Below are 21,773 nucleotides of genomic sequence, written 5' to 3'. Positions count from 1 at the left end.
GATCGTCGACGGCCTGTGGGACGTGTACAACCAGTACCACATGGGCATCACCGCCGAGAACGTGGCCAAGGCCTACAGCATCGACCGCGCCGCGCAGGATGCCCTGGCGCTGGCCAGCCAGCAAAAGGCCGCCGCCGCGCAGGACGCAGGCCGCTTCAAGGACGAGATCGTCGACGTGGTCATCCCGCAGAAGAAGGGCGATCCGCTGGTGTTCAACACCGACGAGTTCATCAACCGCAAGACCAACGCCGACGCGCTGGCGGGCCTGCGCCCGGCCTTCGACAAGGCGGGCTCGGTCACGGCCGGCAATGCCTCCGGCATCAATGACGGCGCCGCCGCGGTCGTGGTGATGTCCGCGAAGAAGGCCGCCGCCCTGGGCCTGAAGCCGCTGGCGCGCATCGCCGCCTTCGGCACCTCGGGCCTGGACCCGGCCACCATGGGCATGGGTCCGGTGCCGGCCTCGCGCAAGGCACTCCAGCGCGCCGGCTGGAACGCCCAGGACGTGGACCTGTTCGAGCTGAACGAGGCCTTCGCCGCCCAGGCCTGCGCCGTCAACAAGGAACTGGGCCTGGACCCGGCCAAGGTCAACGTGAACGGTGGCGCCATCGCCATCGGCCACCCCATCGGCGCCTCCGGCTGCCGCATCCTGGTGACCCTGCTGCACGAGATGCAGCGCCGCGAGGCGAAGAAGGGCCTGGCTGCGCTGTGCATCGGTGGCGGCATGGGGGTTTCCCTCGCGGTCGAGCGGGCCTGAACCGGTTACAACGTCAGAGAACCAACAAAAAGGAGATCGATTCATGGCTCAAAAAGTCGCATACGTCACCGGCGGCATGGGTGGCATCGGAACCGCCATCTGCCAGCGCCTGCATCAGGAAGGCTTCAAGGTCATCGCCGGCTGCGGCCCCACCCGTGACTTCAACAAGTGGCTGGGCGAGCAGGCCGCGCTGGGCTTCACCTTCCACGCCTCGGTCGGCAATGTCGCGGACTGGGACTCCACCGTCCAGGCGTTCGGCAAGGCGAAGGCCGAGCACGGCCCCATCGATGTGCTGGTCAACAACGCCGGCATCACGCGGGACCGCATGTTCCTGAAGATGACCCGCGAAGACTGGGACGCGGTGATCGAGACCAACCTCAACTCCATGTTCAACGTCACCAAGCAGGTGGTGCCCGACATGGTGGAAAAGGGCTGGGGCCGCATCATCAACATCAGCTCGGTCAACGGCGAGAAGGGCCAGGCCGGCCAGACCAACTACTCCGCCGCCAAGGCCGGCATGCACGGCTTCACCATGGCCCTGGCCCAGGAGCTGGCCAACAAGGGCGTGACGGTCAACACCGTGAGCCCGGGCTACATCGGCACCGACATGGTCAAGGCCATCCGCCAGGACGTGCTGGACAAGATCGTCGGCACCATCCCGGTCAAGCGCCTGGGCGAGCCGAGCGAGATCGCCTCCATCATCGCCTGGCTGGCCGGTGACCAGAGCGGCTACTCCACCGGCGCCGACTTCTCGGTGAACGGCGGCCTGCACATGGGCTGAGCCTCGCGCTCGCTTGCCAAAGGGCCCGCTTGCGCGGGCCCTTTCTGCTGGCGCCGCCCGATGCGACTGTGGAGGCGCCGCTCACACTTCGCGCCGCGGGGCGGCTAGCATCGGGCCTTCCCGAGACGCCCATGCGCCTGCGCATCTTCCATCAGATCTTCCTGCTGCTGGCCGGCATGGCCGTGCTGTCGGCGGCGGCCATCGGCGGCTGGTTCGCCTGGAACCTCAAGGCCGGCTTCTCCGACTACCTGCGCAGCCGTGACAACCAGCAGCTGGCGCGGTTCGCCGAGGTCGTGGCCCAGCGGGTGGACTGGACAGCGCGCGCTGGCTCGGCCCAGCGGCTGCCCATGCGCGAGCTGATGGACGAGTTCATGACGCGCGAAGGGCTGGCGCCGCCGCCGGATTGGCGCCTGCGCCAGGGTGGCGGCCCGCCGCCTGCCGGTGAGCCGCCAGGCCGCAGCGCGGCAGGGGTGGTGGCACCCCCGCCCCGGCCGCGGCCGCCGCCACCCCCACCGCCCTCGCCAGGCGGTCTGGCCCAGCGCATCCAGGTCGTCAGCCCGCAGGGCGCGCACCTCGGTGGACCGCAGTTCCCGCAGGGTCGCAGCTGGCTGTCGCACCCGGTGCGCGTGGGCGGCGAGACGGTGGCCTACGTGCGCATGTTGCCCACCACGGAGATGCAGGACGTGGACGCGCGCTTCCTGCAACGCCAGTACACCGGTCTGGCCATCGCGCTGCTGGCGACCCTGGTCATCGCCTTCGGCGCCGCGGCTCTCGCGGCGCGGCGCATCGGCGGCCCCTTGCTGAGCGTGCAGCGCGCGGCCCAGCGCATCGCTGGCGGCGAGCTGGGCGTTCAGGTGCCGGTGGCTGGGTCCCGCGAGATGGCCGCGCTGATCGGTGACGTGAACCGGATGGCGGCCACGCTGCAGCAGCTGGAGGGCGCTCGCCGGCGCTGGATCGCGCAGATCTCGCACGAGCTGCGCACGCCGCTGTCGGTGCTGCTGGGCGAGCTGGAGGCGATGCAGGAGGGCGTGCGCCAGCCCACCCCCCAGATGCTGGAGACGCTGCGCGGCGAGGCGGCGCAACTGGTGCGGCTGGTGAACGATCTGCACACGCTCTCGGTGGCGGACCTCGGCACCTTGCCTTGCAGCTTCGCGGATGTGAACGCGGGCCGACTGCTGGCCGGCCTGATGGAGCGTCACGTCCCGCGGCTGCAGGCGGCGGGCCTGAGCGTGGACGTGCACGATGGCGCGAACCCGCGCGCCTGCTGGGACGCCGGCCGAATCGAGCAGCTCGTCACCAACCTCCTGACCAACTCGCAGCGCTACACACAGGCCCCCGGCCAGGTGCTGGTGCGCTGGGACCGCGTGGGCGAGTCGCTGCGCCTGGTGGTGGAGGACAGCCCGCCGGGCGTGCCCGAGGAGACGATGGAGCAGCTCTTCGAGCCGCTGTTCCGCGTGGACCCCGCCCGCCAGCGCCAGCGTGACGGCCAGACGGGCAGCGGCCTGGGTCTCGCCATCTGCCGCGCCATCGTGCAGGCGCATGGTGGCGAGATCACCGCGCAGCCCTCCCTGCTGGGTGGGCTCGCGGTCACGGTGACGCTGCCGCTGGTGCCCGAGGCGGCCGCATGACGCCAACGGCGCGCCGCATCCTGGTCGTGGAAGACGACGCGCTGATCGCGGACATGCTGCGCAACTACCTGCAGGCGCAGGGCTGGCAGGTGCAGGTGCTGGCCGACGGACTGCAGGTGGAGCCGGAGGTGCGGCGGCTGGAGCCTTCGGCGGTGCTGCTGGACATCATGCTGCCCGGCCTGGACGGCATCGAGGTCTGCCGTGCGCTGCGCCGCTTCTCGGCCGTGCCCATCGTCATGGTCACGGCGCGCGTCGATGAGATCGACCGCCTCATAGGCCTGGAGGTGGGCGCCGACGACTACGTGTGCAAGCCCTTCAGCCCGCGCGAGGTGGTGGCGCGCATCAAGGCCTTGCTGCGGCGCGCGGAGGGCCGGCTGGGCCAGCCTGCGCCCGCTCATGGCTTCATCGTGGACGAGGGCGCCTGCCGCATCGCCTGGCAGGACCATTGGCTGCCGCTCACGCCGGTGGAGTACCGGCTGCTGCGGCAGCTGCTGGCGCGGCCTGGCCATGTGTTCTCGCGCGACCGCCTGCTCGCGTCCATCCACGACGAGTTCCGCGACACCACCGACCGCGCGGTGGACAGCCACGTGAAGAACCTGCGCCGCAAGATCGCGGCCGTGCGGCCCCAGGGATCCGGCATTGCCTCGGTCTATGGCGCGGGCTACCGCTTCGATCCGGACGAGCCGGACGCCGCGGCTGCGCATTGACTCCCTGATCGCTCCACAGTTCCTCCACGGTCGGTTTCCAGAATCGCGGGCAGGCAGCCGTCGGCTGCCATCGCCCCACGGAGGACTTCATGCGACCCTACCCGGCCCACGCACAGCCGCTTGCCGCGGCGCCTTGGGCCACGCTCGCCTGCCTGGCCTTGCTGGCTGGCTGTGGTGGCGGCGGCAGCAGCGTCGAGGCGGCGCCTGCCGAGATGGCCTCGGCCGTCGCCACGGCGGTGACGCCCGCGCCCATCGCTGCCCCCGCCGTCAACGCCACGGCGACGACCGTGACCCCCACCGCGACTTCGACCGCCACTGCCGCGACCCCCGCGGCATCGGCCGCCACGCCGGCCACCGCCGCCGCCATGCTGACGCTGGACCTGGCACGCCTGCCGGACTACACGCCGGTCCTCCCCGCCTCCTACGACAACGCCGTGGCCGCCACCGACAACACGCCGGCCACTGCGTCGCGCGGCAACGCCGTGGCCGCGCTCGGCCGCGTGCTGTTTCATGATCGCCGGCTCAGCATCAACGACACCATCGCTTGCGCGTCCTGCCACCAGCAGGCGCTGGGCTTCGGTGACAGCCGCCGCTTCAGCCTGGGCTTTGCCGGTGGCAGCACCACCGCGCATGCCATGCGGCTCGGCAACGTGCGCTATTGGCAGCCAGCCAACATGTTCTGGGATCGCCGCGCGGCCACGCTGGAGGCGCAGGCAACCGAGCCGATCCGCCACCCGGTGGAAATGGGCTTCACCGACGCCGCGGCCGGCCTGGGCGCGGTCACCGCGAAGCTGCAGGCGCTGACTTACTACCAGGAGCTGTTCACCCTGGCCTACGGTGACGCCAACGTCACGGTGGCACGCCTGCAGACGGCGCTGGCGCAGTTCCAGCGGGCCATGGTCTCCACCGCCAGCCGCTGGGACGCGGCCTACGCGCAGGTCTACAACCCGGCCGCCCCCGACCGCGGGCTGGGGACGCCGCTGCCGGGCTTCACCGTGCAGGAGAACCGCGGCCGCCAGCTCTTCGTCGCCGCGCCGCCGCAGGGCGGCCTGGGCTGCGCCGCCTGCCACCAGCCGCCCACCTTCTCGCTGGCGGCCAATTCGCGCTCCAACGGCCTGGATGCCGGCGAGACGGTGCTGTTCAAGTCGCCCTCGCTGAAGAACGTCGCCTTGTCCGGTGCGTTCATGCATGACGGGCGCTTCGCCTCGCTGGAGCAGGTGGTGGACCACTACGACCGGGGCATCCAGGACGGCCCCGCGCTGGACGACCGGCTGCGCACCCCGCAGGGCCAGCCGCGCCGCCTGAACCTCTCGGCCGATGACAAGGCGGCGCTGGTGGCCTTCCTGCGCACCTTGAGCGACCCGGCGCTCACCACCGACAACCGGTTCAGCTCGCCGTTCCGCTGAAGCCGCGGCGGATCCGGCGCGCCGCAGGGGCAGCACGGACCGCGTACAGTCTCGGTCCGTGACCCCGCCGAACCCGCAAGACTGGCGCCTCTCCGTGGCGCCGATGATGGACTGGACGGACCGCCACTGCCGGTTCTTCCACCGCCTGCTGACCCGCCGCGCGCGCCTGTACACCGAGATGGTGACCACGGGCGCGCTGCTGCATGGGGATGTGGCGCGGCACCTGGATTTCGACGCGGCCGAGCACCCGGTGGCGCTGCAACTGGGCGGCTCCGAGCCGGCGGACCTGGCGCGTTGCGCGGCGCTGGGTGAGCGCTGGGGCTATGACGAGATCAACCTCAATTGCGGCTGTCCCAGCGAGCGGGTGCAGCGCGGTGCCTTCGGCGCCTGCCTGATGGCGGAGCCGACGCTGGTGGCGGACTGCGTGAAGGCCATGGTGGATGCGGTGTCGGTGCCGGTGACGGTGAAGCACCGCATCGGCATCGACCGCGTGGAGAGCTATGAGTTCGTGCGCGATTTCGTCGGCGCCGTGGCCGAGGCGGGCTGCCGCGTGTTCATCGTGCACGCCCGCAATGCCTGGCTGAAGGGTCTGTCGCCGAAGGAGAACCGCGAGGTGCCGCCGCTGCGCTACGAGCTGGTGCACCGGCTGCGGCGTGAGCTGCCGGGCCTGGTGATCGCCATCAACGGCGGCATCGCGGACGCGGCGGCCGTGGACCGCGAGATGGCGCAGGTGGATGGCGTGATGATCGGCCGCAAGGCCTATCATGATCCGTGGTGGCTGGCCTCGTGGGACAGCGCCTGGTACGGCGAGCCCGACCGCGGCCTCACCCGCGAGGGCGTGGAGGCGGAGCTGGTCGCCTACATGGCCCGCGAGCACGAGACCCGCGGCACGCCGTGGCATGCCATCGCGCGCCACATGCTGGGCCTGTACAACGGTCAGCCTGGCGCGCGGCGCTGGCGCCAGGTCTGGAGCGACCACCGGCTGAAGACGCTGCCGGCGGCCGAGGTGATGCGGCTCGCGCACGAGCCGCTCGTACCGGCCTGAGCAGCCAGCTCCTGCGCGCGCGGCACCTGCCTGAGCGCGGCGCGCAAAAACACTGGCTTCGCTCGCTCATTTGCTTTAGACTTAAATAATCCAGGTCTGGAGCAAGCATGAAGATCGTGTGCATCGGCGGCGGCCCTGCCGGCCTTTACTTCGCCCTGCTGATGAAGCAGCAGGATCCCTCGCACGACATCACGGTGGTGGAGCGCAACAAGCCCTACGACACCTTCGGCTGGGGCGTGGTGTTCTCCGACGCCACCATGGACAACATGCGCCAGTGGGACCGCCCCACGGCCGACGAGATCCAGCAGGCCTTCAACCACTGGGACGACATCGAGCTGCACTTCAAGGGCCGCGTCATCCGCTCCGGCGGCCACGGCTTCGTGGGCATCGGCCGCAAGAAGCTGCTGAACATCCTGCAGGCCCGCTGCGAGGCGCTGGGCGTGAAACTGGTGTTCGAGGAGGAGGCCGAGTCCGACCTGGACTATGCCGATGCCGACCTCATCATCGCGAGCGACGGCATCAACTCGCGCATCCGCAACCGCTACCCCGAGGTCTTCCGCCCCGACATCGTGACGCGGCCCAACCGCTACATCTGGCTGGGCACGCACAAGCTGTACGACGCCTTCACCTTCCTGTTCGAGAAGACCGAGCACGGCTGGTTCCAGGCGCACGTCTACAAGTTCGATGCGAACACCACCACCTTCATCGTCGAGTGCCCGGAGCACGTGTGGAAGGCGCATGGGCTGGACCAGGCCGACCAGCAGCAGTCCATCGATTTCTGCGAGCGGCTGTTCGCGGCCAACCTGCAGGGCGAGAAGCTGATGACCAATGCGCGCCACCTGCGCGGCTCGGCCTGGCTGAACTTCCAGCGCGTGAAGTGCGAGCAGTGGTCGCACTTCAACGGGCGCAGCCATGTCGTGCTGATGGGTGACGCCGTGCACACGGCGCACTTCGCCATCGGCTCTGGCACCAAGCTGGCGCTGGAGGACGCGATCGAACTCACCCGCCAGTTCCGCGACCATGGCACGCAGGACATCCCCGCCGTGCTGGCGCGCTATCAGGCCGAGCGCGCGGTGGATGTGCTGCGTCTGCAGAACGCCGCCTGGAACGCCATGGAGTGGTTCGAGGTGTGCGGCGAGCGCTACTGTGACCAGCTTGAACCCGAGCAGTTCATGTACTCCATGCTCACGCGCAGCCAGCGCATCAGCCACGAGAACCTGCGCCTGCGCGACAAGGGCTGGCTGGAAGGCTTCGAGCGCTGGTTCGATGCCCGTGCCGGACTCGAATCGCCGCTGGCGGTACCGCCGATGTTCACGCCCTACACGCTGCGAGGGGTCACGCTGAAGAACCGCGTGGTGGTCTCGCCCATGGCGCAGTACTCGTGCGTGGACGGCGTGCCGGGCGACTTCCACCTCGTGCATCTGGGCGCGCGTGCCATGGGCGGCGCCGGGCTGGTGATGGCGGAGATGACCTGCCCGTCGGCCGACGCGCGCATCACGCCGGGCTGCCCGGGGCTGTGGAACGACACGCAGGCCCAGGCCTGGCAGCGCATCGTGGACTACGTGCATCGCGAGAGCGACGCGAAGATCGGCATACAGATCGGCCACGCCGGCCCCAAGGGCAGCACCTGTGCCCCCTGGCAGGGCGCCGGTGCCGACCAGCCGTTGCCCGAAGGCAACTGGCCGCTGCTCGCGGCCTCCGCACAGCCCTACCTCCCCGATGGCGCGGTGCCGCGCGCGATGACGCGCGAAGACATGGACCGCGTACGCGATGACTTCGTGGCCGCCGCGCGCCGGGCCGCTCAGGCTGGCTTCGACTGGCTCGAACTGCACTGTGCCCACGGCTACCTGCTCTCCAGCTTCATCTCGCCGCTCACCAACCGCCGTGACGACGCATATGGGGGTGATCTGGCGCGCCGCCTGCGCTACCCGTTGGAGGTGTTCGCGGCGGTGCGCGCGGTGTGGCCTTCGCACCTGCCGATCTCGGTGCGCATCTCCGCGCACGACTGGGTGGAAGGCGGCATCACGCCCACCGACGCGGTCGCCATCGCGCGGGCGTTCGAGGCCGCTGGCGCGGACATGATCGATTGCTCCTCCGGCCAGGTGAGCGCGCAGCAGAAGCCCACCTATGGCCGCATGTACCAGACGCCCTTTGCCGACCGCATCCGCAACGAGGCCGGCATCGCCACCATCGCCGTCGGCGCGATCAGCGAAGCCGACCACGTGAACAGCATCATCTCCGCCGGCCGCGCCGATCTGTGCGCGGTGGCGCGCCCGCACCTTGCCAACCCGGCCTGGACGCTGACCGAAGCCGCGAAGATCGGCTACACCGGCATGGCCTGGCCGCGCCAGTACCTCTCTGGCAAGAGCCAGATGGAAAGCCTGTTCGCGCGGGAGAAGGCCGCCCTGGCCGCCGCGCCCACCACGGAAAGAGCCTCATGACCCCTTCTTCCCCGAACGACGCGGCCGACCGCGTGGACCCGGCGCTTGCCGCCGGCAACCGCAAGACGCTGGCCGGCTACCAGGCCACGCACTTCCATTGGCAGGTGGAGGGCGGTGTCGCCACCGTCACGCTCAACCGGCCCGAGCGCAAGAACCCGCTCACCTTCGACTCGTATGCGGAACTGCGCGATCTGTTCGGCGCGCTGAAGTACGCGACCGACGTGCATGCGGTGGTGGTCACCGGCGCCGGCGGCAACTTCTGCTCCGGCGGCGACGTGCACGAGATCATCGGCCCGCTGGTGCGGCTGAAGGCGCCCGAGCTGCTGATGTTCACCCGCATGACCGGCGACCTGGTCAAGACGATGCGGGCCTGCCCGCAACCCATCGTGGCCGCCATCGACGGCGTGTGCGCCGGCGCCGGTGCCATCGTCGCCATGGCGTCCGACCTGCGCATCGGCACCGCGCGCAGCAAGACGGCCTTCCTGTTCAACCGCGTGGGCCTCGCCGGCTGCGACATGGGCGCCTGCGCGATGCTGCCGCGCATCATTGGCCAGGGCCGCGCCAGCGAGCTGCTGTTCACTGGCCGCAGCCTGGGCGGCGAGGAGGGCGAGCGCTGGGGTTTCTTCAACCGCCTGGCCGAGCCGGACGCGCTGCTGGGCGAGGCGCAGGCGCTCGCGCGCAGCCTGGTGGAAGGGCCCACCTTCGCTAACGGCATCACCAAGACCATGCTGCACCAGGAATGGGCCATGACCATCGATCAGGCCATCGAGGCCGAGGCCCAGGCGCAGGCGATCTGCATGCTCACGCAGGACTTCACCCGCGCCTACGAGGCTTTCGTGGCCAAGCGCAAGCCGGTCTTCGAGGGGAACTGAGATGCGAGACCTGGCGTGGCTGCAATGGCCCTTGTTCGAGCAGCGGCACGCCGCCCTCGCCAACGAGCTGGATGCGTGGGCGGCCGAGCACGTGGCGCACCTGCATGGCCCCGATGTCGATGCCGCCTGCCGTCAACTCGTGCGGCGCCTGGGAGATGCTGGCTGGCTGCGTCACGCGGTGGGCGGCGCGTGGGGCGCGCAGGCGGCCATCGACACGCGGGCGATCTGCCTGATCCGCGAGACGCTGGCGTATCACAACGGGCTGGCCGACTTCGCCTTCGCGATGCAGGGCCTTGGCTCCGGCGCGATCAGCCTGCAAGGCACACCCGAGCAGCAGCAGCGCTACCTGCCTCGCGTGGCGCGAGGTGAGGCCATCGCGGCGTTCGCGCTGTCCGAGCCCGAGGCCGGCTCCGACGTGGCCAACCTGCAGTGCGCGGCGCACGTCGAGGGTGACCAGGTGGTGATCGACGGCGAGAAGACCTGGATCTCCAACGGCGGCATCGCCGACTTCTACGTGGTCTTCTGCCGCACTGGCGAGGCCCCCGGTCCGCGCGGCATCTCGGCCTTCATCGTGGAGGCGGGCACGCCGGGCTTCGAGATCGCCGAGCGCATCGACGTGATCGCGCCGCATCCGCTGGCGCGGCTGCGCTTCAACGCCTGCCGCGTGCCGCTGTCGCAGCGCATCGGCGCCGCGGGCGAGGGCTTCAAGGTGGCGATGCGCACGCTGGACGTCTTTCGCACGTCGGTGGCGGGCGCGGCCCTTGGCTTCGCGCGGCGCGCACTGGACGAAGGCCTGCGGCGCGCGACCACGCGGCGCATGTTCAACCAGACGTTGGCGGACTTCCAGCTCACGCAGGCCAAGCTCGCGCAGATGGCACTGACCATCGACAGCGCCGCGCTGCTCGTGTACCGGGCCGCCTGGCAGCGAGACCAGGGCCGCGGCGTCACGAAGGAGGCTGCCATGGCCAAGCTCGCCGCGACCGAGGGCGCGCAGCAGGTCATCGATGCCGCCGTGCAGATGTTCGGCGGCCTGGGTGTGAAGAGCGGCCAGACGGTGGAGCAGCTGTACCGCGAGATCCGCTCGCTGCGCATCTACGAGGGCGCCTCGGAGGTGCAGCAACTGATCATCGCGCGCGAGATGCTGAAGGAGTTGAAGGCATGAGCGATACCAACGGCCACAAGGCCATCCTCCCCGCCGGCTGGCCGCGGCCCAAGGGCTATGCCAACGGCGTGCTCGCGCGCGGCAACGTGCTCAGCATCGCCGGCATGATCGGCTGGGACGGGCAGGGCGTGTTCCACACCGACGACTTCGCGGGCCAGGCCCGGCAGGCACTGGAGAACATCGTGGCCGTGCTGCGCGAGGCGGGCGGCGACCCCGCCCACATCGTGCGCATGACCTGGTACGTGACCGACAAGCGCGAGTACCTGGCGGCCAGCCGCGACATCGGCCGCGCCTTCCGCGAGGTGATCGGCAACTACGACATCGCCATGACGGCGGTGCAGGTGACCGCACTGATGGAAGACCGCGCCAAGGTGGAGATCGAGGCCACGGCCGTCCTGCCGGATTGAGTCAGCCTGGCCCTGGTGCGGCGGCGCGCACCGCCGTCACGAAGGCCTGCACGCCGACCTGGTCGTCGGCCTGCCGCCAGACGCAGAACACCTCCGACCGCGCCTCGGCCGGCGTCACCGGCAGGAACACCGCGCCCGGCAGGGCCGAGCCCTTGAGCGCCGCGGGCACCAGCGAGACGCCGACGCCCTGCGCCACCATCGAGACCACGCTGAGCCAATGGCGGGCCTCATGCTGCACGTCGGGGTAGAAGCCGGCTTCGCTGCAGATCGCGAGCACGCGCTCGTAGTAGTCGGGCGAGGCCGTGCGCGAGAACATGACGAAGGGCTCGCCCTCCAGCCGTCGCAGGGCCAGCCGTCGGCTGCGCGCCAGCGCGTGGCCTGAAGGCAGGCAGCACAGGAAGGGTTCGGTGGCGAAGCGCTCGCGTGCCAGCTCCGGCGGCACCCGCTGGGTGTGCACGAAGCCCACGTCCAGCTGGCCCTGGGTGAGTTCCACCACCTGGTCGTGCGAGCTCAGCTCGCGCAGCACCACCTGCAGACCGGGATGACGGGCCTGGAAGTCGCGCACCAGGCGCGGCAGGCCGCGGTACAGCATGGAGCTGACCAGGCCCACGCGCACCCGGCCCGTGTGGCCCTGCGCCACCTCGCGCGCATGGCTGGCGGCGTCGGTGGCCTGCTGCAGCAGGGCGCGTGCCGCGGGCACGAAGGCGCGGCCGGCGGGCGTGAGCCGCACCTCCTTGCTGTTGCGGTGGAACAGGCGCACGCCCACCGATTCCTCCAGCTGGCGGATGTTGAGCGACAGCGGCGGCTGCGAGATGGCCAGCCGGCGCGCGGCACGGCCGAAGTGGAGCTCCTCGGCCACGGCCAGGAAGTAGCGCAGGTGGCGGAATTCCATGGTGCTGAAAATTGTATGGTTGAAGACCGAAAGCCTATTGGACAAGTATCGACGGCCCGAACACAATCGCCGCATCGCCCCTCAAGGAGTTTTCATGGCTGCCAAGGCCGCTTTCAACTGGTCTGATCCCCTGCTGCTGGACGCCCAGCTCACCGATGACGAACGCGCCGTGCGCGAGGCCGCGCAGGCCTACTGCCAGGACAAGCTGCTGCCCCGCGTGCTGCACGCCTTCCGCAACGAGCAGACCGATCTGGCCATCTTCCGCGAGATGGGGGAACTGGGTTTGCTCGGCCCGACCATCCCCGAGGCCTATGGCGGCGCCGGCCTCAACTACGTGAGCTACGGCCTGATCGCGCGCGAGGTGGAGCGTGTGGATTCCGGCTATCGCTCCATGATGAGCGTTCAGTCGTCGCTGGTGATGGTGCCGATCAACGAGTTCGGCAACGAGGCCACCAAGCGCAAATACCTGCCCAAGCTGGCCACCGGCGAATGGATCGGCTGCTTCGGCCTGACCGAGCCGAACCACGGCTCCGACCCGGGCAGCATGGTCACGCGCGCCCGCAAGGTGGATGGCGGCTACTCGCTCACCGGGGCCAAGATGTGGATCACCAACAGCCCGGTGGCCGACGTGTTCGTGGTCTGGGCCAAGGACGATGAAGGCGCGATCCGCGGGTTCGTGCTCGAGAAGGGCTGGAAGGGACTCTCTGCCCCCAAGATCACCGGCAAGGTCGGCCTGCGCGCCTCCATCACGGGAGAGATCGTGATGGAAGACGTGTTCTGCCCGGAAGAGAACGCCTTCCCCGAGGTGCGTGGCCTTAAGGGCCCGTTCACGTGCCTGAACAGCGCCCGCTATGGCATTGCCTGGGGCGCGCTCGGCGCGGCCGAGGACTGCTGGCACCGCGCCCGCCAGTATGTGCTCGACCGCAAGCAGTTCGGCAAGCCGCTGGCGGCCAACCAGCTGATCCAGAAGAAGCTGGCCGACATGCAGACCGAGATCACACTGGGCCTGCAGGGTTGCCTGCGCCTGGGCCGCATGAAGGACGAAGGTACCGCAGCGGTGGAGATCACCAGCATCATGAAGCGCAACTCCTGCGGCAAGGCGCTCGACATCGCCCGCACCGCGCGCGACATGATGGGCGGCAACGGCATCAGCGACGAATACGGCGTGGCCCGGCATCTGGTGAACCTGGAGGTGGTGAACACCTACGAGGGCACGCATGACATCCACGCGCTGATCCTGGGCCGCGCCCAGACGGGTATCGCGGCGTTCTGACCGCGGACGCCATGGAAGAGCCCGAGGTCTGGCGCGAGCTGCAGGCCGCCACCTGGGACCGCGCCCATGGCTGGCGCTCGCCCGTGATGGCCACCCTCGGCGATGACGGCGCGCCCGATGCGCGCACGCTGGTCCTGCGCTCGGCGGATTTCGCCACCCGCTGGCTCGTGTTCTTCACCGACGCGCGCAGCCCCAAGGTGGCGCAGCTGCAGCGCGACCCGCGGGCGACGCTCGTCTTCTGGTGCCCGCGCCTGCGCTGGCAGCTGCGCGTGCAGGCCGAGGTGAATGTGGACACGATGAGCGACAAGGTGCAGGAGGCCTGGTCGCGCATCCGCACCACCGGGGCGGCGCGCGAATACCTCTCGCCGCTGCCGCCCGGCGCGGCCCTGCCCGATGGGGGCACGGGGGAGGGGGTGGCCGAAGCGCCGCACTTCAGCATCCTGCGGGCGGGCGTGATCGGCATGGATTTGCTGCTGCTCGCCCGGCACGGGGCGCACCAGCGGTTCCGGTACGCGCATGGGCGCGTGCAGCAGGTGCAGCCCTGAAAAGGAGGCGGGCCGTGGCAGCGACTGACCCGGGCACCCGCCTCTCGCCGGCCAGGCAGTACCTGGCCCTGTCCCAGCGGTCCGACCTGCTGGACCGCTACCGACGGCAGATCTTCTACTTTCTAGCGGCCGTGGGCGCCATCTTCATGGTGCCCACGGCCAACCACTTCGTGCAGGGCCGCTGGCCCCAGGGCCTGGCCACGCTCACGCTCAACGTCACGCTGCTGGTCAACGCGTGGTGCTACTACCGCAAGCGTCCGCCGGTGATTCCGGCCTGGATGATCCTGGGGCCGGTGCTCATCGCGCTGGTGATGGCGATCCGGGTGCAGGGCTTCCAGGGCGTGCTGTGGGCCTACCCGGCGATCCTGCTGTTCCACTTCCTGGCTTCACGCCTGGTGGCGAACCTGTTCAACCTGGGCATCGTGGCGACGGTGATGCCGGTGACCTGGGCGGCGCTCGGGCCGGAACTGGGGGTGCGCGTGGGGGTGACGCTGGTGCTGGTGATCCTGTTCACCAACATCTTCTCCTACATCGCGGAGACGCAGCAGCGCAAGGAGGCGGACCAGGCCCGCCAGCTGCAGGCGCAGAACGAGGCGCTGCGCGAGGCGATCCGCATGCGCGAGGAACTGGAGCGCATCGCGCGGCACGACCTGAAGACGCCGCTGGCCAGCATCGCCTCGGTGCCGCGGCTGCTGCGTGAAGGGCGCTCGCTGGACGCGCGGGAGTCGGAGTTGCTGGGCATGGTGGAGGGGGCGGCCCTGCGCGTGCTCTCGATGCTGAACTTGTCGCTGGACCTGTACCGCATGGAAGAAGGCCGCTACCGCCTGCGCGCGCAGGCGGTGGATCTGGCGGAAGAGGCGCGCACCGTCACGCGGGAGCTGCAGGCGCATGCCGACTCCAAGTGTGTGGCGCTCACGCTGGACCTGCCGCCGCGCCTGCCGCCGGCCCAGGGCGAGGAGCTGCTGTGCTACTCCATCCTCGCCAACCTGGTGCGCAACGCCATCGAGGCCTCGCCCGAGGGCAGCGAAGTGCAGATCCGGCTGCGGCAGGCGCCAGACGGCGCCCTGGTGCTGGGCATCCACAACCCGGGGGCGGTGCCGGCGGCAATCCGCGAACGCTTCTTCGAGAAGTACGCCACCCATGGCAAGACAGGCGGCACTGGCCTGGGCACCTACTCGGCGCGACTCATGGCGCGTGTGCAGCATGGCGACCTGCACATGGAAACCTCGGAAGAGGAGGGCACCACGCTCACCCTGCGCCTGCCCGCGCGGCCGGATGCACCGGACAGCGGGCCCGAGACGCTGCCTCAGCCGCTGGACGCGTCCCCGGGCGGCATGGCCCTGCTGCCCGAACTGTCGGTATTGCTGGTGGACGACGACGAGTACAACGTGATGGTGCTGCGCAACCAGCTGCCCAGCCCGCCGCTGGATGTGCGCTCGGCCGTCAACGGCCGCGCCGCGCTGGACGCGATCGCGCTACGGCGTCCGGACGTGGTGTTCATGGATCTGGAGATGCCGGTCATGGGCGGCTTCGAGGCGCTGGCGCGCCTGCGCGCGCTGCAGGCGCAGCGCGGCGACCCGCCCAGTCGGGTGGTGGCCTTCTCGGCCCATGACGACGCGGACACGCGGGCGCGCTGCCGCGACGCGGGCTTTGATGCCTACCTCACCAAGCCCGCCTCGCGTGAGGAACTGGTGGCGGTCTTGCGCGGGGTCGTGCCGGTGGCGCGGCCACACGCGGTCGACGCGAAGGGCGCGGACGCTTCGCAGGTGGCGGTCATGGATGCCCCACCGGCCGACACTGCGCTGCTGGCGCTCTGGCCCGGCTTCCTGGCGTCGCGTCGCGAGATGGTGGCGCAGATGCGCATGCGGCTGGACGCAGGGGAGGTGGCTGCCGCGCGGGACCTGGCGCACAAGCTCGCCGGCGGCCTGGCGATGTATGGGCTGAAGGGTGCGTCTGCCGAGGCCCGCGCCATCGAGCAGGACCTCATGGACCCGTCGCCCGACGCCGCCCGGGCGATGCAGGGCGTGGATGCGTTGCAGGCGCGCCTCGCGCGGCTCGCGCCCGGCAGCGCGGGTGGGCGCGTCTGACCGCTGGGGTTTCGCTGCGCTCCACCGCCACCCGCCCGCGGCCAGCGCGGGGGCCGGGCCGGGGTGGCTGGCGGTGGAGCGCCGCGAAACCCCAGCGATCCCGCCGAGCCCGCGTCACACCACCTGGCGACAGCCCCCGCTCAGGCCGCCGCTTCCAGCCCGTTCGCGAAATGCTCGCGCATGCGGGCCACGGCTGCATCGGCATCCCGCCGCGCCAGCGCCTCCATCACCGCCGCATGCTCGGCCAGCGACTCCTCGATGCGGCCGGTCTTGAGCAGCGAGTTGTGCCGGTTGAGCTTCATGACCTTGCGCAGGTCCGCCACCATCTGGTTGCGCCAGCGGTTGCCCGCGATGTCCAGCAGCCGCATGTGAAACCGCTCGTTGATCGCGAAGAAGCGGTCGCGATCCGTCACTGCCGCGGCCAGCTCGGCGTGCAAGGCCTGCAGCTCGCGCAGCTCCGCCGGCGTGGCGCGGGCCGCCACCACGCCCGCCGCGTCGCTCTCCAGCAGGGAGAGCAGGTGGTAGACCTCTTCGAGGTCCGTGTCGGAGACTTCGGTCACGTAGGCGCCGCGCCGCACCTTCATCGTCACCAGGCCCTCGGCGGCCAGCACCTTCAGCGCCTCGCGCAACGGGGTGCGGCTGATGCCGTACTCCTGCGACAGCTTGACCTCGTCGATCCAGCTGCCGGGCTCCAATTCGCGGCGGAAGATGCGCTGGCGCAGCAGCTCCGCCACCTCTTCATAGAGGGCGCGGGGGGCGAGTGAGACAGCCGACATGGCGCGGATTGTAAGCTGCCAGAAATTCTTTATCAATAATTATGAATGATGTAAACTCGCGCCGCTGCCAAGACATCGCCTGGAAAACCCCATGAGCACGCCCGAACCTGAATTCAAGCCGGCCACCCTGCAAGACTGGGCCAAGGCCGCCGCCAAGTCCGCCCCCGGTGGCGACGTTGCCGCCCTGAACTGGGTCACGCCGGATGGCATCACGGTCAAGCCGCTCTACACGGGCGCTGACCTGCAGGGCCTGAAGCACGCCGACACCTTGCCCGGCTTCGAGCCCTTCCTGCGCGGCCCGCAGGCCACGATGTACGCGGCGCGGCCGTGGACGATCCGCCAGTACGCCGGCTTCTCCACCGCCGAGGAGTCCAACGCCTTCTACCGCAAGGGCCTGGCCGCCGGCGGGCAGGGCGTGTCGGTCGCGTTCGACCTCGCCACGCACCGGGGCTACGACAGCGACCACCCGCGCGTGGTGGGTGACGTGGGCAAGGCCGGCGTCGCCATCGATAGCGTGGAGGACATGAAGATCCTCTTCGACGGCATCCCGCTGGACAAGGTGTCGGTCTCGATGACGATGAACGGCGCCGTGCTGCCGGTGCTGGCCGGCTATGTGGTGGCGGCGGAAGAGCAGGGCGTGAGCCAGGACAAGCTGTCGGGGACCATCCAGAACGACATCCTCAAGGAGTTCATGGTCCGCAACACGTACATCTATCCGCCGGAGCCGTCGATGCGCATCATCGGCGACATCATCGCGTACACGAGCCGGCACATGCCGAAGTTCAACTCGATCTCCATCTCCGGCTACCACATGCAGGAGGCGGGCGCGAACCAGGCGCTGGAGCTGGCCTTCACGCTGGCCGATGGCAAGGAGTATGTGAAGACCGCCATCGCCAAGGGCCTGGACGTGGGTGACTTCGCCGGGCGCCTCAGCTTCTTCTGGGCCATCGGCATGAACTTCTACCTGGAAGTCGCCAAGATGCGCGCGGCGCGCCTGCTGTGGTGCCGCATCATGAAGGGCTTCGGCGCGAAGAACCCCAAGAGCCTGATGCTGCGCACCCACTGCCAGACTTCGGGCTGGTCGCTCACCGAGCAGGACCCCTACAACAACATCGTGCGCACCACCATCGAGGCCATGGCCGCGGTGTTCGGCGGCACGCAGTCGCTGCACACGAACAGCTTTGATGAGGCGATCGCGCTGCCCACGGAGTTCAGCTCGCGCATCGCCCGCAACACGCAGCTGATCATCCAGGAAGAGACGCACATCACCAACGTCATCGACCCCTGGGCCGGCAGCTACATGATGGAGAAGCTGACGCAGGACATGGCGGATGCCGCCTGGGCGATCATCGAGGAAGTCGAGGCCATGGGCGGCATGACGCGCGCCGTGGATTCGGGCTGGGCCAAGCTGAAGATCGAGGCCGCCGCGGCCGAGAAGCAGGCCCGCATCGACTCCGGCCGCGACGTGATCGTCGGCGTCAACAAGTACAAGCTGGCGAAGGAAGACCCGATCGAGATCCTGGAGGTGGACAACGTGCGCGTGCGCGCCGGGCAGATCGCGCGACTGGAGCAGATCCGCGCCACGCGCGACTCGGCCCGTGTGCAGGCGGCACTGGCCGCGCTGACGGCCGCCGCGCAATCGGGCGAGGGCAACCTGCTGGATCTGAGCATCCAGGCCATCCGCCTGCGCGCCACGGTGGGTGAAGTCAGTGATGCGCTCGAGAAGGTGTTCGGCCGCCACCGCGCCGACACGCAGAAGGTGACCGGCGTATACGCGGCCGCGTATGACTCCGCCGAGGGCTGGGACAAGCTGCAGAAGGAGATCGAGGCCTTCGCGCAGGCGCAGGGCCGCCGCCCGCGCGTGATGATCGCCAAGCTGGGCCAGGACGGCCATGACCGCGGCGCCAAGGTGGTGGCCACCGCTTATGCCGATCTGGGTTTCGACGTCGACATGGGCCCGTTGTTCCAGACGCCGGAGGAGTGCGCCCGCCAGGCCATCGAGAACGACGTGCATGCCGTCGGCGTCAGCACGCTCGCGGCCGGCCACAAGACGCTGGTGCCCGCCATCCTGGCGGAACTGAAGAAGCAGGGCGCCGACGACATCATCGTCTTCGTCGGCGGCGTGATCCCGCAGCAGGACTATGAGTTCCTGTACGAGGCGGGCGTGAAGGGCATCTACGGCCCCGGCACGCCGATCCCGGCCAGCGCGAAGGATGTGCTGGAGCAGATTCGCAAGGCGGTGGCCGCGTAGTGCTACCTTTGCGTGTCGGGTGATCTGGTTCGGAGCGTCTCATGACCCTGCTCGTTGACATGAATCCGCTGTTGGCGCACGAGGTGGAACGCGCGGCCAGGCGGGCGGGCATCTCGCCATCACAGTTCATCGTCAAGGCTGTTGAAGATGCGCTCCGCGCACGCGGGTCGTATGCGCAGATGCTCGCCATACAGGCCGAGGAAGAGGCGCGGTTCCAGGACTCGGCACGTCAGCTCCCCGAAGATCGTCCAGCAGGGATCCCCGGACCGGGTATGGAACAGCCGTATGAGACAGAAGCATCTCGCAAGAGCCTCCTTGAGCGCCTGCGCAGGAAGCATGGCGTCCATGGCGCTTGATCGGCTCACGGCGATTGTCGGCGCGCATCCCTGGAGGACTGCCGCTTGACCCCCGCCCTTCTCGCCGCCAAGCTCGCCCTCGGCCCCGTGCTGTTGCCGCAGGGCTTGTGGGTGCGCCGCACCGCCTTGCGCCTGCCCGAGGCAGAGGGTGCGCGGGAAGCCGTGCTGGGGGCGGGCCGGCCGTCGATGCGGGTGCTGGTGGTGGGCGATTCCTCCGCGGCCGGTGTGGGCGTGGCGGATCAGGCGCAGGCGCTGGCCTTGCCGATGGCGAAGCGCCTGCATGAAGGTCTGCAGCAGACCGTGGGCTGGCAGTTGGTGGCGCGCACTGGCGTGAACGCCGCGGAGGCCGCCGAGATGGTGCGACAGGCCCCGCTGAAGCCGGCGGATGTGCTGGTGGGCGTGCTCGGCGTGAACGACGTCACCGGCCAGCGCAGCGTGGCGCAGTTCATCGGCGCCATCGAGCAGCTGTGGAAGGACGTGCAGTTCCGCACCGGCGCGCGCTGGGCCGTGTTCTGCGGGCTGCCGCCGATGCATCGCTTCACCGCCTTGCCGCATCCGCTGCGCTGGTACCTCGGCCGCTATGCCGACGGGCTGGACCACGCGCTGCAGGCCTGGCTGCACGCGCATGCGCTGGGCCACCTGCCGCTGCGCTGGTCCATGGACAGCGGCATGCTGGCGCGGGATGGCTTCCACCCCGGTCCGAAGGCCTATCCGGAGTGGGCGGACCGGCTGGCGCAGCTGCTGCTGGCGCAGCGGGCGCGATGGGTGGCCGCATGAATTCGCGTGATCTCCGCGTGGATGCATCGCCTGCGACCGCGCCGCCCGCAGCCCTGGCCCCCGCCATCCTGGGCCCCGAAGGCCCCGCCCAGCGCCGGGCGATGGCCAAGGCCATCACGCTGCTCGAATCCACCCGGCCCGACCACCGCGCGCAGGCTGACGCGCTGCTCACCGAGCTGCTGCCGCACACGGGCCGCTCCTTCCGCCTGGGCATCAGTGGTGTGCCCGGCGTGGGCAAGAGCACCTTCATCGAGGCGCTGGGTCTCTACCTCATCGAGCGCGGCCATCGCGTCGCGGTGCTCGCCATCGACCCCTCCTCCACCGTCTCCGGCGGCTCCATCCTGGGCGACAAGACGCGCATGGAGCATCTGTCGGTTCATCCGCGCGCCTACATCCGGCCCAGCCCGTCCAGCGGCACGCTGGGCGGCGTGGCGGCCAAGACGCGGGAGGCGATGCTGGTGTGCGAGGCCGCGGGCCACGACATCGTGATCGTCGAGACGGTGGGCGTGGGCCAGAGCGAGACAGCGGTGGCCGGCATGACCGATCTCTTCGTGCTGCTTCAGCTGCCCAACGCGGGCGACGACCTGCAGGCCATCAAGAAGGGCGTGATGGAGCTGGCCGACCTGGTGGTGATCAACAAGGCCGACATCGACCCCGACGCCGCCACCCGCGCCCGCGCGCAGATCACCGGCGCGCTGCGCATCCTGGGCCAGCACGGCCGCATGGAGCACGCGCATCACGACAAGACGCTGTGGCACCCCGAGGTGCTGCAGCAGAGCGCCCTGCGCGCCAGCGGGCTCGACGCCTTCTGGGACGCGGTGTCGCGCTTCCGCGACCTGCGCACGCGCGGCGGCCAGCTCGAGGCGCGGCGCCGCCACCAGGCCCTGGCCTGGATGTGGGAGCGCATCGAGAGCGGCCTGAAGCAGGCCTTCCGCGACAAGCCCGCGGTGCAGGCGCTGCTGCCCGGGCTGACGAGCGACGTGGAGCAGGGGCGCATCGCCGCCTCCACCGCGGCGCGACGTCTCTTGCATGCCATGGACTCGGCGCTGCCCGAGTGAGACCGAACAAGGAGAAACCTGATGCACGACATCCTGGAACAACTGGAACGCAAGCGGGCCGCGGCGCGGCTGGGCGGTGGCGAGAAGCGCATCGACGCGCAGCACAAGAAGGGCAAGCTCACCGCGCGGGAGCGCATCGAGCTGCTGCTGGACGAGGGTACCTTCGAGGAATGGGACATGTTCGTGGAGCACCGCTGCACGGACTTCGGCATGGAGGCGAACAAGATCCCCGGTGACGGCGTGGTCACGGGCTACGGCATGATCAACGGCCGGCTGGTGTTCGTCTTCAGCCAGGACTTCACCGTCTTCGGAGGCGCTCTCTCCGAAGCCCATGCCGAGAAGATCTGCAAGGTGATGGACCAGGCGATGAAGGTCGGCGCCCCGGTGATCGGCCTCAATGATTCCGGCGGCGCGCGCATCCAGGAGGGCGTGGCCTCGCTCGGCGGCTACGCCGACGTGTTCCAGCGCAACGTGATGGCCTCGGGCGTGGTGCCGCAGATCAGCATGATCATGGGCCCCTGCGCCGGTGGCGCGGTGTACTCGCCGGCCATGACC

The 21,773-nt window shown here is 69.8% G+C and carries 20 protein-coding genes; 18 read left to right on the top strand and 2 right to left on the bottom strand.

All coding sequences use genetic code 11. The features are described from left to right. The 10 genes from ACE3T5_RS16325 to ACE3T5_RS16280 all read left to right on the top strand — a co-directional run. The coding region (locus ACE3T5_RS16325; RefSeq protein ID WP_374669145.1) for an acetyl-CoA C-acyltransferase at positions 1-754 on the top strand (754 nt) is incomplete at its 5' end. A gap of 43 nt (positions 755-797) precedes the next feature. Next, positions 798-1,535, top strand: a complete 738-nt coding sequence (phbB, locus tag ACE3T5_RS16320; RefSeq protein ID WP_374669144.1) for an acetoacetyl-CoA reductase — start codon at positions 798-800, stop codon at positions 1,533-1,535. A gap of 131 nt (positions 1,536-1,666) precedes the next feature. Then, entirely contained in the window at positions 1,667-3,163 is a 1,497-nt protein-coding gene (locus ACE3T5_RS16315) for an ATP-binding protein (RefSeq protein WP_374669143.1), read from the top strand. After that, positions 3,160-3,870 carry a response regulator gene (locus ACE3T5_RS16310; RefSeq protein ID WP_374669142.1) on the top strand — a complete coding sequence of 237 codons (711 nt, stop codon included), beginning with the start codon at positions 3,160-3,162 and terminating at the stop codon, positions 3,868-3,870. Before ACE3T5_RS16315 ends, ACE3T5_RS16310 begins: the two co-directional genes overlap by 4 nt. A gap of 89 nt (positions 3,871-3,959) precedes the next feature. Beyond that, the gene (locus ACE3T5_RS16305; protein WP_374669141.1) at positions 3,960-5,276 is read left to right on the top strand and encodes a cytochrome-c peroxidase; all 1,317 of its coding nucleotides are present in this window, start codon (positions 3,960-3,962) and stop codon (positions 5,274-5,276) included. Positions 5,277-5,334: 58 nt separating this feature from the next. Then, on the top strand, positions 5,335-6,321 hold the full coding sequence (dusA, locus tag ACE3T5_RS16300; RefSeq protein WP_374669140.1) for a tRNA dihydrouridine(20/20a) synthase DusA: 987 nt from the start codon (positions 5,335-5,337) through the stop codon (positions 6,319-6,321). A 107-nt stretch (positions 6,322-6,428) separates the two neighbouring features. Continuing rightward, entirely contained in the window at positions 6,429-8,762 is a 2,334-nt protein-coding gene (locus tag ACE3T5_RS16295) for a bifunctional salicylyl-CoA 5-hydroxylase/oxidoreductase (RefSeq protein WP_374669139.1), read from the top strand. Then, the gene (locus tag ACE3T5_RS16290; protein ID WP_374669138.1) at positions 8,759-9,634 is read left to right on the top strand and encodes an enoyl-CoA hydratase family protein; all 876 of its coding nucleotides are present in this window, start codon (positions 8,759-8,761) and stop codon (positions 9,632-9,634) included. The genes ACE3T5_RS16295 and ACE3T5_RS16290 overlap by 4 nt, the downstream gene beginning before the upstream one ends. A 1-nt stretch (position 9,635) precedes the next feature. Continuing rightward, positions 9,636-10,796: an acyl-CoA dehydrogenase family protein gene (locus ACE3T5_RS16285; RefSeq protein WP_374669137.1), complete on the top strand. Its 1,161-nt coding sequence runs from the start codon at positions 9,636-9,638 to the stop codon at positions 10,794-10,796. Further along, positions 10,793-11,203 carry a RidA family protein gene (locus tag ACE3T5_RS16280; RefSeq protein ID WP_374669136.1) on the top strand — a complete coding sequence of 137 codons (411 nt, stop codon included), beginning with the start codon at positions 10,793-10,795 and terminating at the stop codon, positions 11,201-11,203. Before ACE3T5_RS16285 ends, ACE3T5_RS16280 begins: the two co-directional genes overlap by 4 nt. Before the next feature lies 1 nt (position 11,204). On the opposite strand, the gene ACE3T5_RS16275 is transcribed toward ACE3T5_RS16280, so the two are convergent. Then, positions 11,205-12,095 (bottom strand): LysR family transcriptional regulator, encoded by an 891-nt coding sequence (locus ACE3T5_RS16275; protein WP_374669135.1) that lies wholly within the window; start codon positions 12,093-12,095, stop codon positions 11,205-11,207. A 94-nt stretch (positions 12,096-12,189) separates the two neighbouring features. Between ACE3T5_RS16275 and ACE3T5_RS16270 the strand changes: the two genes are divergently transcribed. The 3 genes from ACE3T5_RS16270 to ACE3T5_RS16260 are packed head-to-tail and all read left to right on the top strand — an operon-like array spanning position 12,190 to position 16,000. After that, positions 12,190-13,368 carry an acyl-CoA dehydrogenase gene (locus ACE3T5_RS16270; RefSeq protein ID WP_374669134.1) on the top strand — a complete coding sequence of 393 codons (1,179 nt, stop codon included), beginning with the start codon at positions 12,190-12,192 and terminating at the stop codon, positions 13,366-13,368. 11 nt (positions 13,369-13,379) lie between these two features. After that, positions 13,380-13,913 (top strand): pyridoxamine 5'-phosphate oxidase family protein, encoded by a 534-nt coding sequence (locus ACE3T5_RS16265; protein WP_374669133.1) that lies wholly within the window; start codon positions 13,380-13,382, stop codon positions 13,911-13,913. A 14-nt stretch (positions 13,914-13,927) separates the two neighbouring features. Further along, complete coding sequence (locus ACE3T5_RS16260) at positions 13,928-16,000, top strand: response regulator (RefSeq protein WP_374669132.1); 2,073 nt, start codon at positions 13,928-13,930, stop codon at positions 15,998-16,000. A 140-nt stretch (positions 16,001-16,140) separates the two neighbouring features. Here the strand turns inward: ACE3T5_RS16260 and ACE3T5_RS16255 are convergent, their stop codons facing one another. Further along, a complete protein-coding gene (locus tag ACE3T5_RS16255; protein ID WP_374669131.1) occupies positions 16,141-16,776 on the bottom strand; it encodes a GntR family transcriptional regulator in 636 nt (211 codons plus the stop codon). A 91-nt stretch (positions 16,777-16,867) separates the two neighbouring features. Between ACE3T5_RS16255 and scpA the strand changes: the two genes are divergently transcribed. The 5 genes from scpA to ACE3T5_RS16230 all read left to right on the top strand — a co-directional run. Continuing rightward, a complete protein-coding gene (gene scpA, locus ACE3T5_RS16250; protein WP_374669130.1) occupies positions 16,868-19,027 on the top strand; it encodes a methylmalonyl-CoA mutase in 2,160 nt (719 codons plus the stop codon). Between the two features lie 41 nt (positions 19,028-19,068). Continuing rightward, positions 19,069-19,383, top strand: a complete 315-nt coding sequence (locus ACE3T5_RS16245; protein WP_374669129.1) for a hypothetical protein — start codon at positions 19,069-19,071, stop codon at positions 19,381-19,383. Between the two features lie 45 nt (positions 19,384-19,428). Continuing rightward, the gene (locus ACE3T5_RS16240) at positions 19,429-20,160 is read left to right on the top strand and encodes an SGNH/GDSL hydrolase family protein (RefSeq protein ID WP_374669128.1); all 732 of its coding nucleotides are present in this window, start codon (positions 19,429-19,431) and stop codon (positions 20,158-20,160) included. Beyond that, positions 20,157-21,218: a methylmalonyl Co-A mutase-associated GTPase MeaB gene (gene meaB, locus ACE3T5_RS16235; RefSeq protein ID WP_374669127.1), complete on the top strand. Its 1,062-nt coding sequence runs from the start codon at positions 20,157-20,159 to the stop codon at positions 21,216-21,218. The genes ACE3T5_RS16240 and meaB overlap by 4 nt, the downstream gene beginning before the upstream one ends. 21 nt (positions 21,219-21,239) lie before the next feature. Next, the coding region (locus ACE3T5_RS16230; protein ID WP_374669126.1) for a carboxyl transferase domain-containing protein at positions 21,240-21,773 on the top strand (534 nt) is incomplete at its 3' end.

The organism is Ramlibacter sp., assembly GCF_041916345.1.
GTDB lineage: Bacteria > Pseudomonadota > Gammaproteobacteria > Burkholderiales > Burkholderiaceae_C > Ramlibacter.
Note: the sequence above shows the minus strand (reverse complement) of the source record. Positions and strands in the feature narration are given on the sequence as shown.

What these genes read in the sequence shown, in the direction of transcription:
- phbB (WP_374669144.1), top strand. Translation starts at nt 798, where the DNA reads ATGGCTCAAAAAGTCGCATACGTCACCGGCGGCATGGGTGGCATCGGA.
- ACE3T5_RS16315 (WP_374669143.1), top strand. Translation starts at nt 1,667, where the DNA reads ATGCGCCTGCGCATCTTCCATCAGATCTTCCTGCTGCTGGCCGGCATG.
- ACE3T5_RS16310 (WP_374669142.1), top strand. Translation starts at nt 3,160, where the DNA reads ATGACGCCAACGGCGCGCCGCATCCTGGTCGTGGAAGACGACGCGCTG.
- ACE3T5_RS16305 (WP_374669141.1), top strand. Translation starts at nt 3,960, where the DNA reads ATGCGACCCTACCCGGCCCACGCACAGCCGCTTGCCGCGGCGCCTTGG.
- ACE3T5_RS16295 (WP_374669139.1), top strand. Translation starts at nt 6,429, where the DNA reads ATGAAGATCGTGTGCATCGGCGGCGGCCCTGCCGGCCTTTACTTCGCC.
- ACE3T5_RS16290 (WP_374669138.1), top strand. Translation starts at nt 8,759, where the DNA reads ATGACCCCTTCTTCCCCGAACGACGCGGCCGACCGCGTGGACCCGGCG.
- ACE3T5_RS16285 (WP_374669137.1), top strand. Translation starts at nt 9,636, where the DNA reads ATGCGAGACCTGGCGTGGCTGCAATGGCCCTTGTTCGAGCAGCGGCAC.
- ACE3T5_RS16280 (WP_374669136.1), top strand. Translation starts at nt 10,793, where the DNA reads ATGAGCGATACCAACGGCCACAAGGCCATCCTCCCCGCCGGCTGGCCG.
- ACE3T5_RS16275 (WP_374669135.1), bottom strand. Translation starts at nt 12,095, where the DNA reads ATGGAATTCCGCCACCTGCGCTACTTCCTGGCCGTGGCCGAGGAGCTC.
- ACE3T5_RS16270 (WP_374669134.1), top strand. Translation starts at nt 12,190, where the DNA reads ATGGCTGCCAAGGCCGCTTTCAACTGGTCTGATCCCCTGCTGCTGGAC.
- ACE3T5_RS16265 (WP_374669133.1), top strand. Translation starts at nt 13,380, where the DNA reads ATGGAAGAGCCCGAGGTCTGGCGCGAGCTGCAGGCCGCCACCTGGGAC.
- ACE3T5_RS16255 (WP_374669131.1), bottom strand. Translation starts at nt 16,776, where the DNA reads ATGTCGGCTGTCTCACTCGCCCCCCGCGCCCTCTATGAAGAGGTGGCG.
- scpA (WP_374669130.1), top strand. Translation starts at nt 16,868, where the DNA reads ATGAGCACGCCCGAACCTGAATTCAAGCCGGCCACCCTGCAAGACTGG.
- ACE3T5_RS16245 (WP_374669129.1), top strand. Translation starts at nt 19,069, where the DNA reads ATGACCCTGCTCGTTGACATGAATCCGCTGTTGGCGCACGAGGTGGAA.
- meaB (WP_374669127.1), top strand. Translation starts at nt 20,157, where the DNA reads ATGAATTCGCGTGATCTCCGCGTGGATGCATCGCCTGCGACCGCGCCG.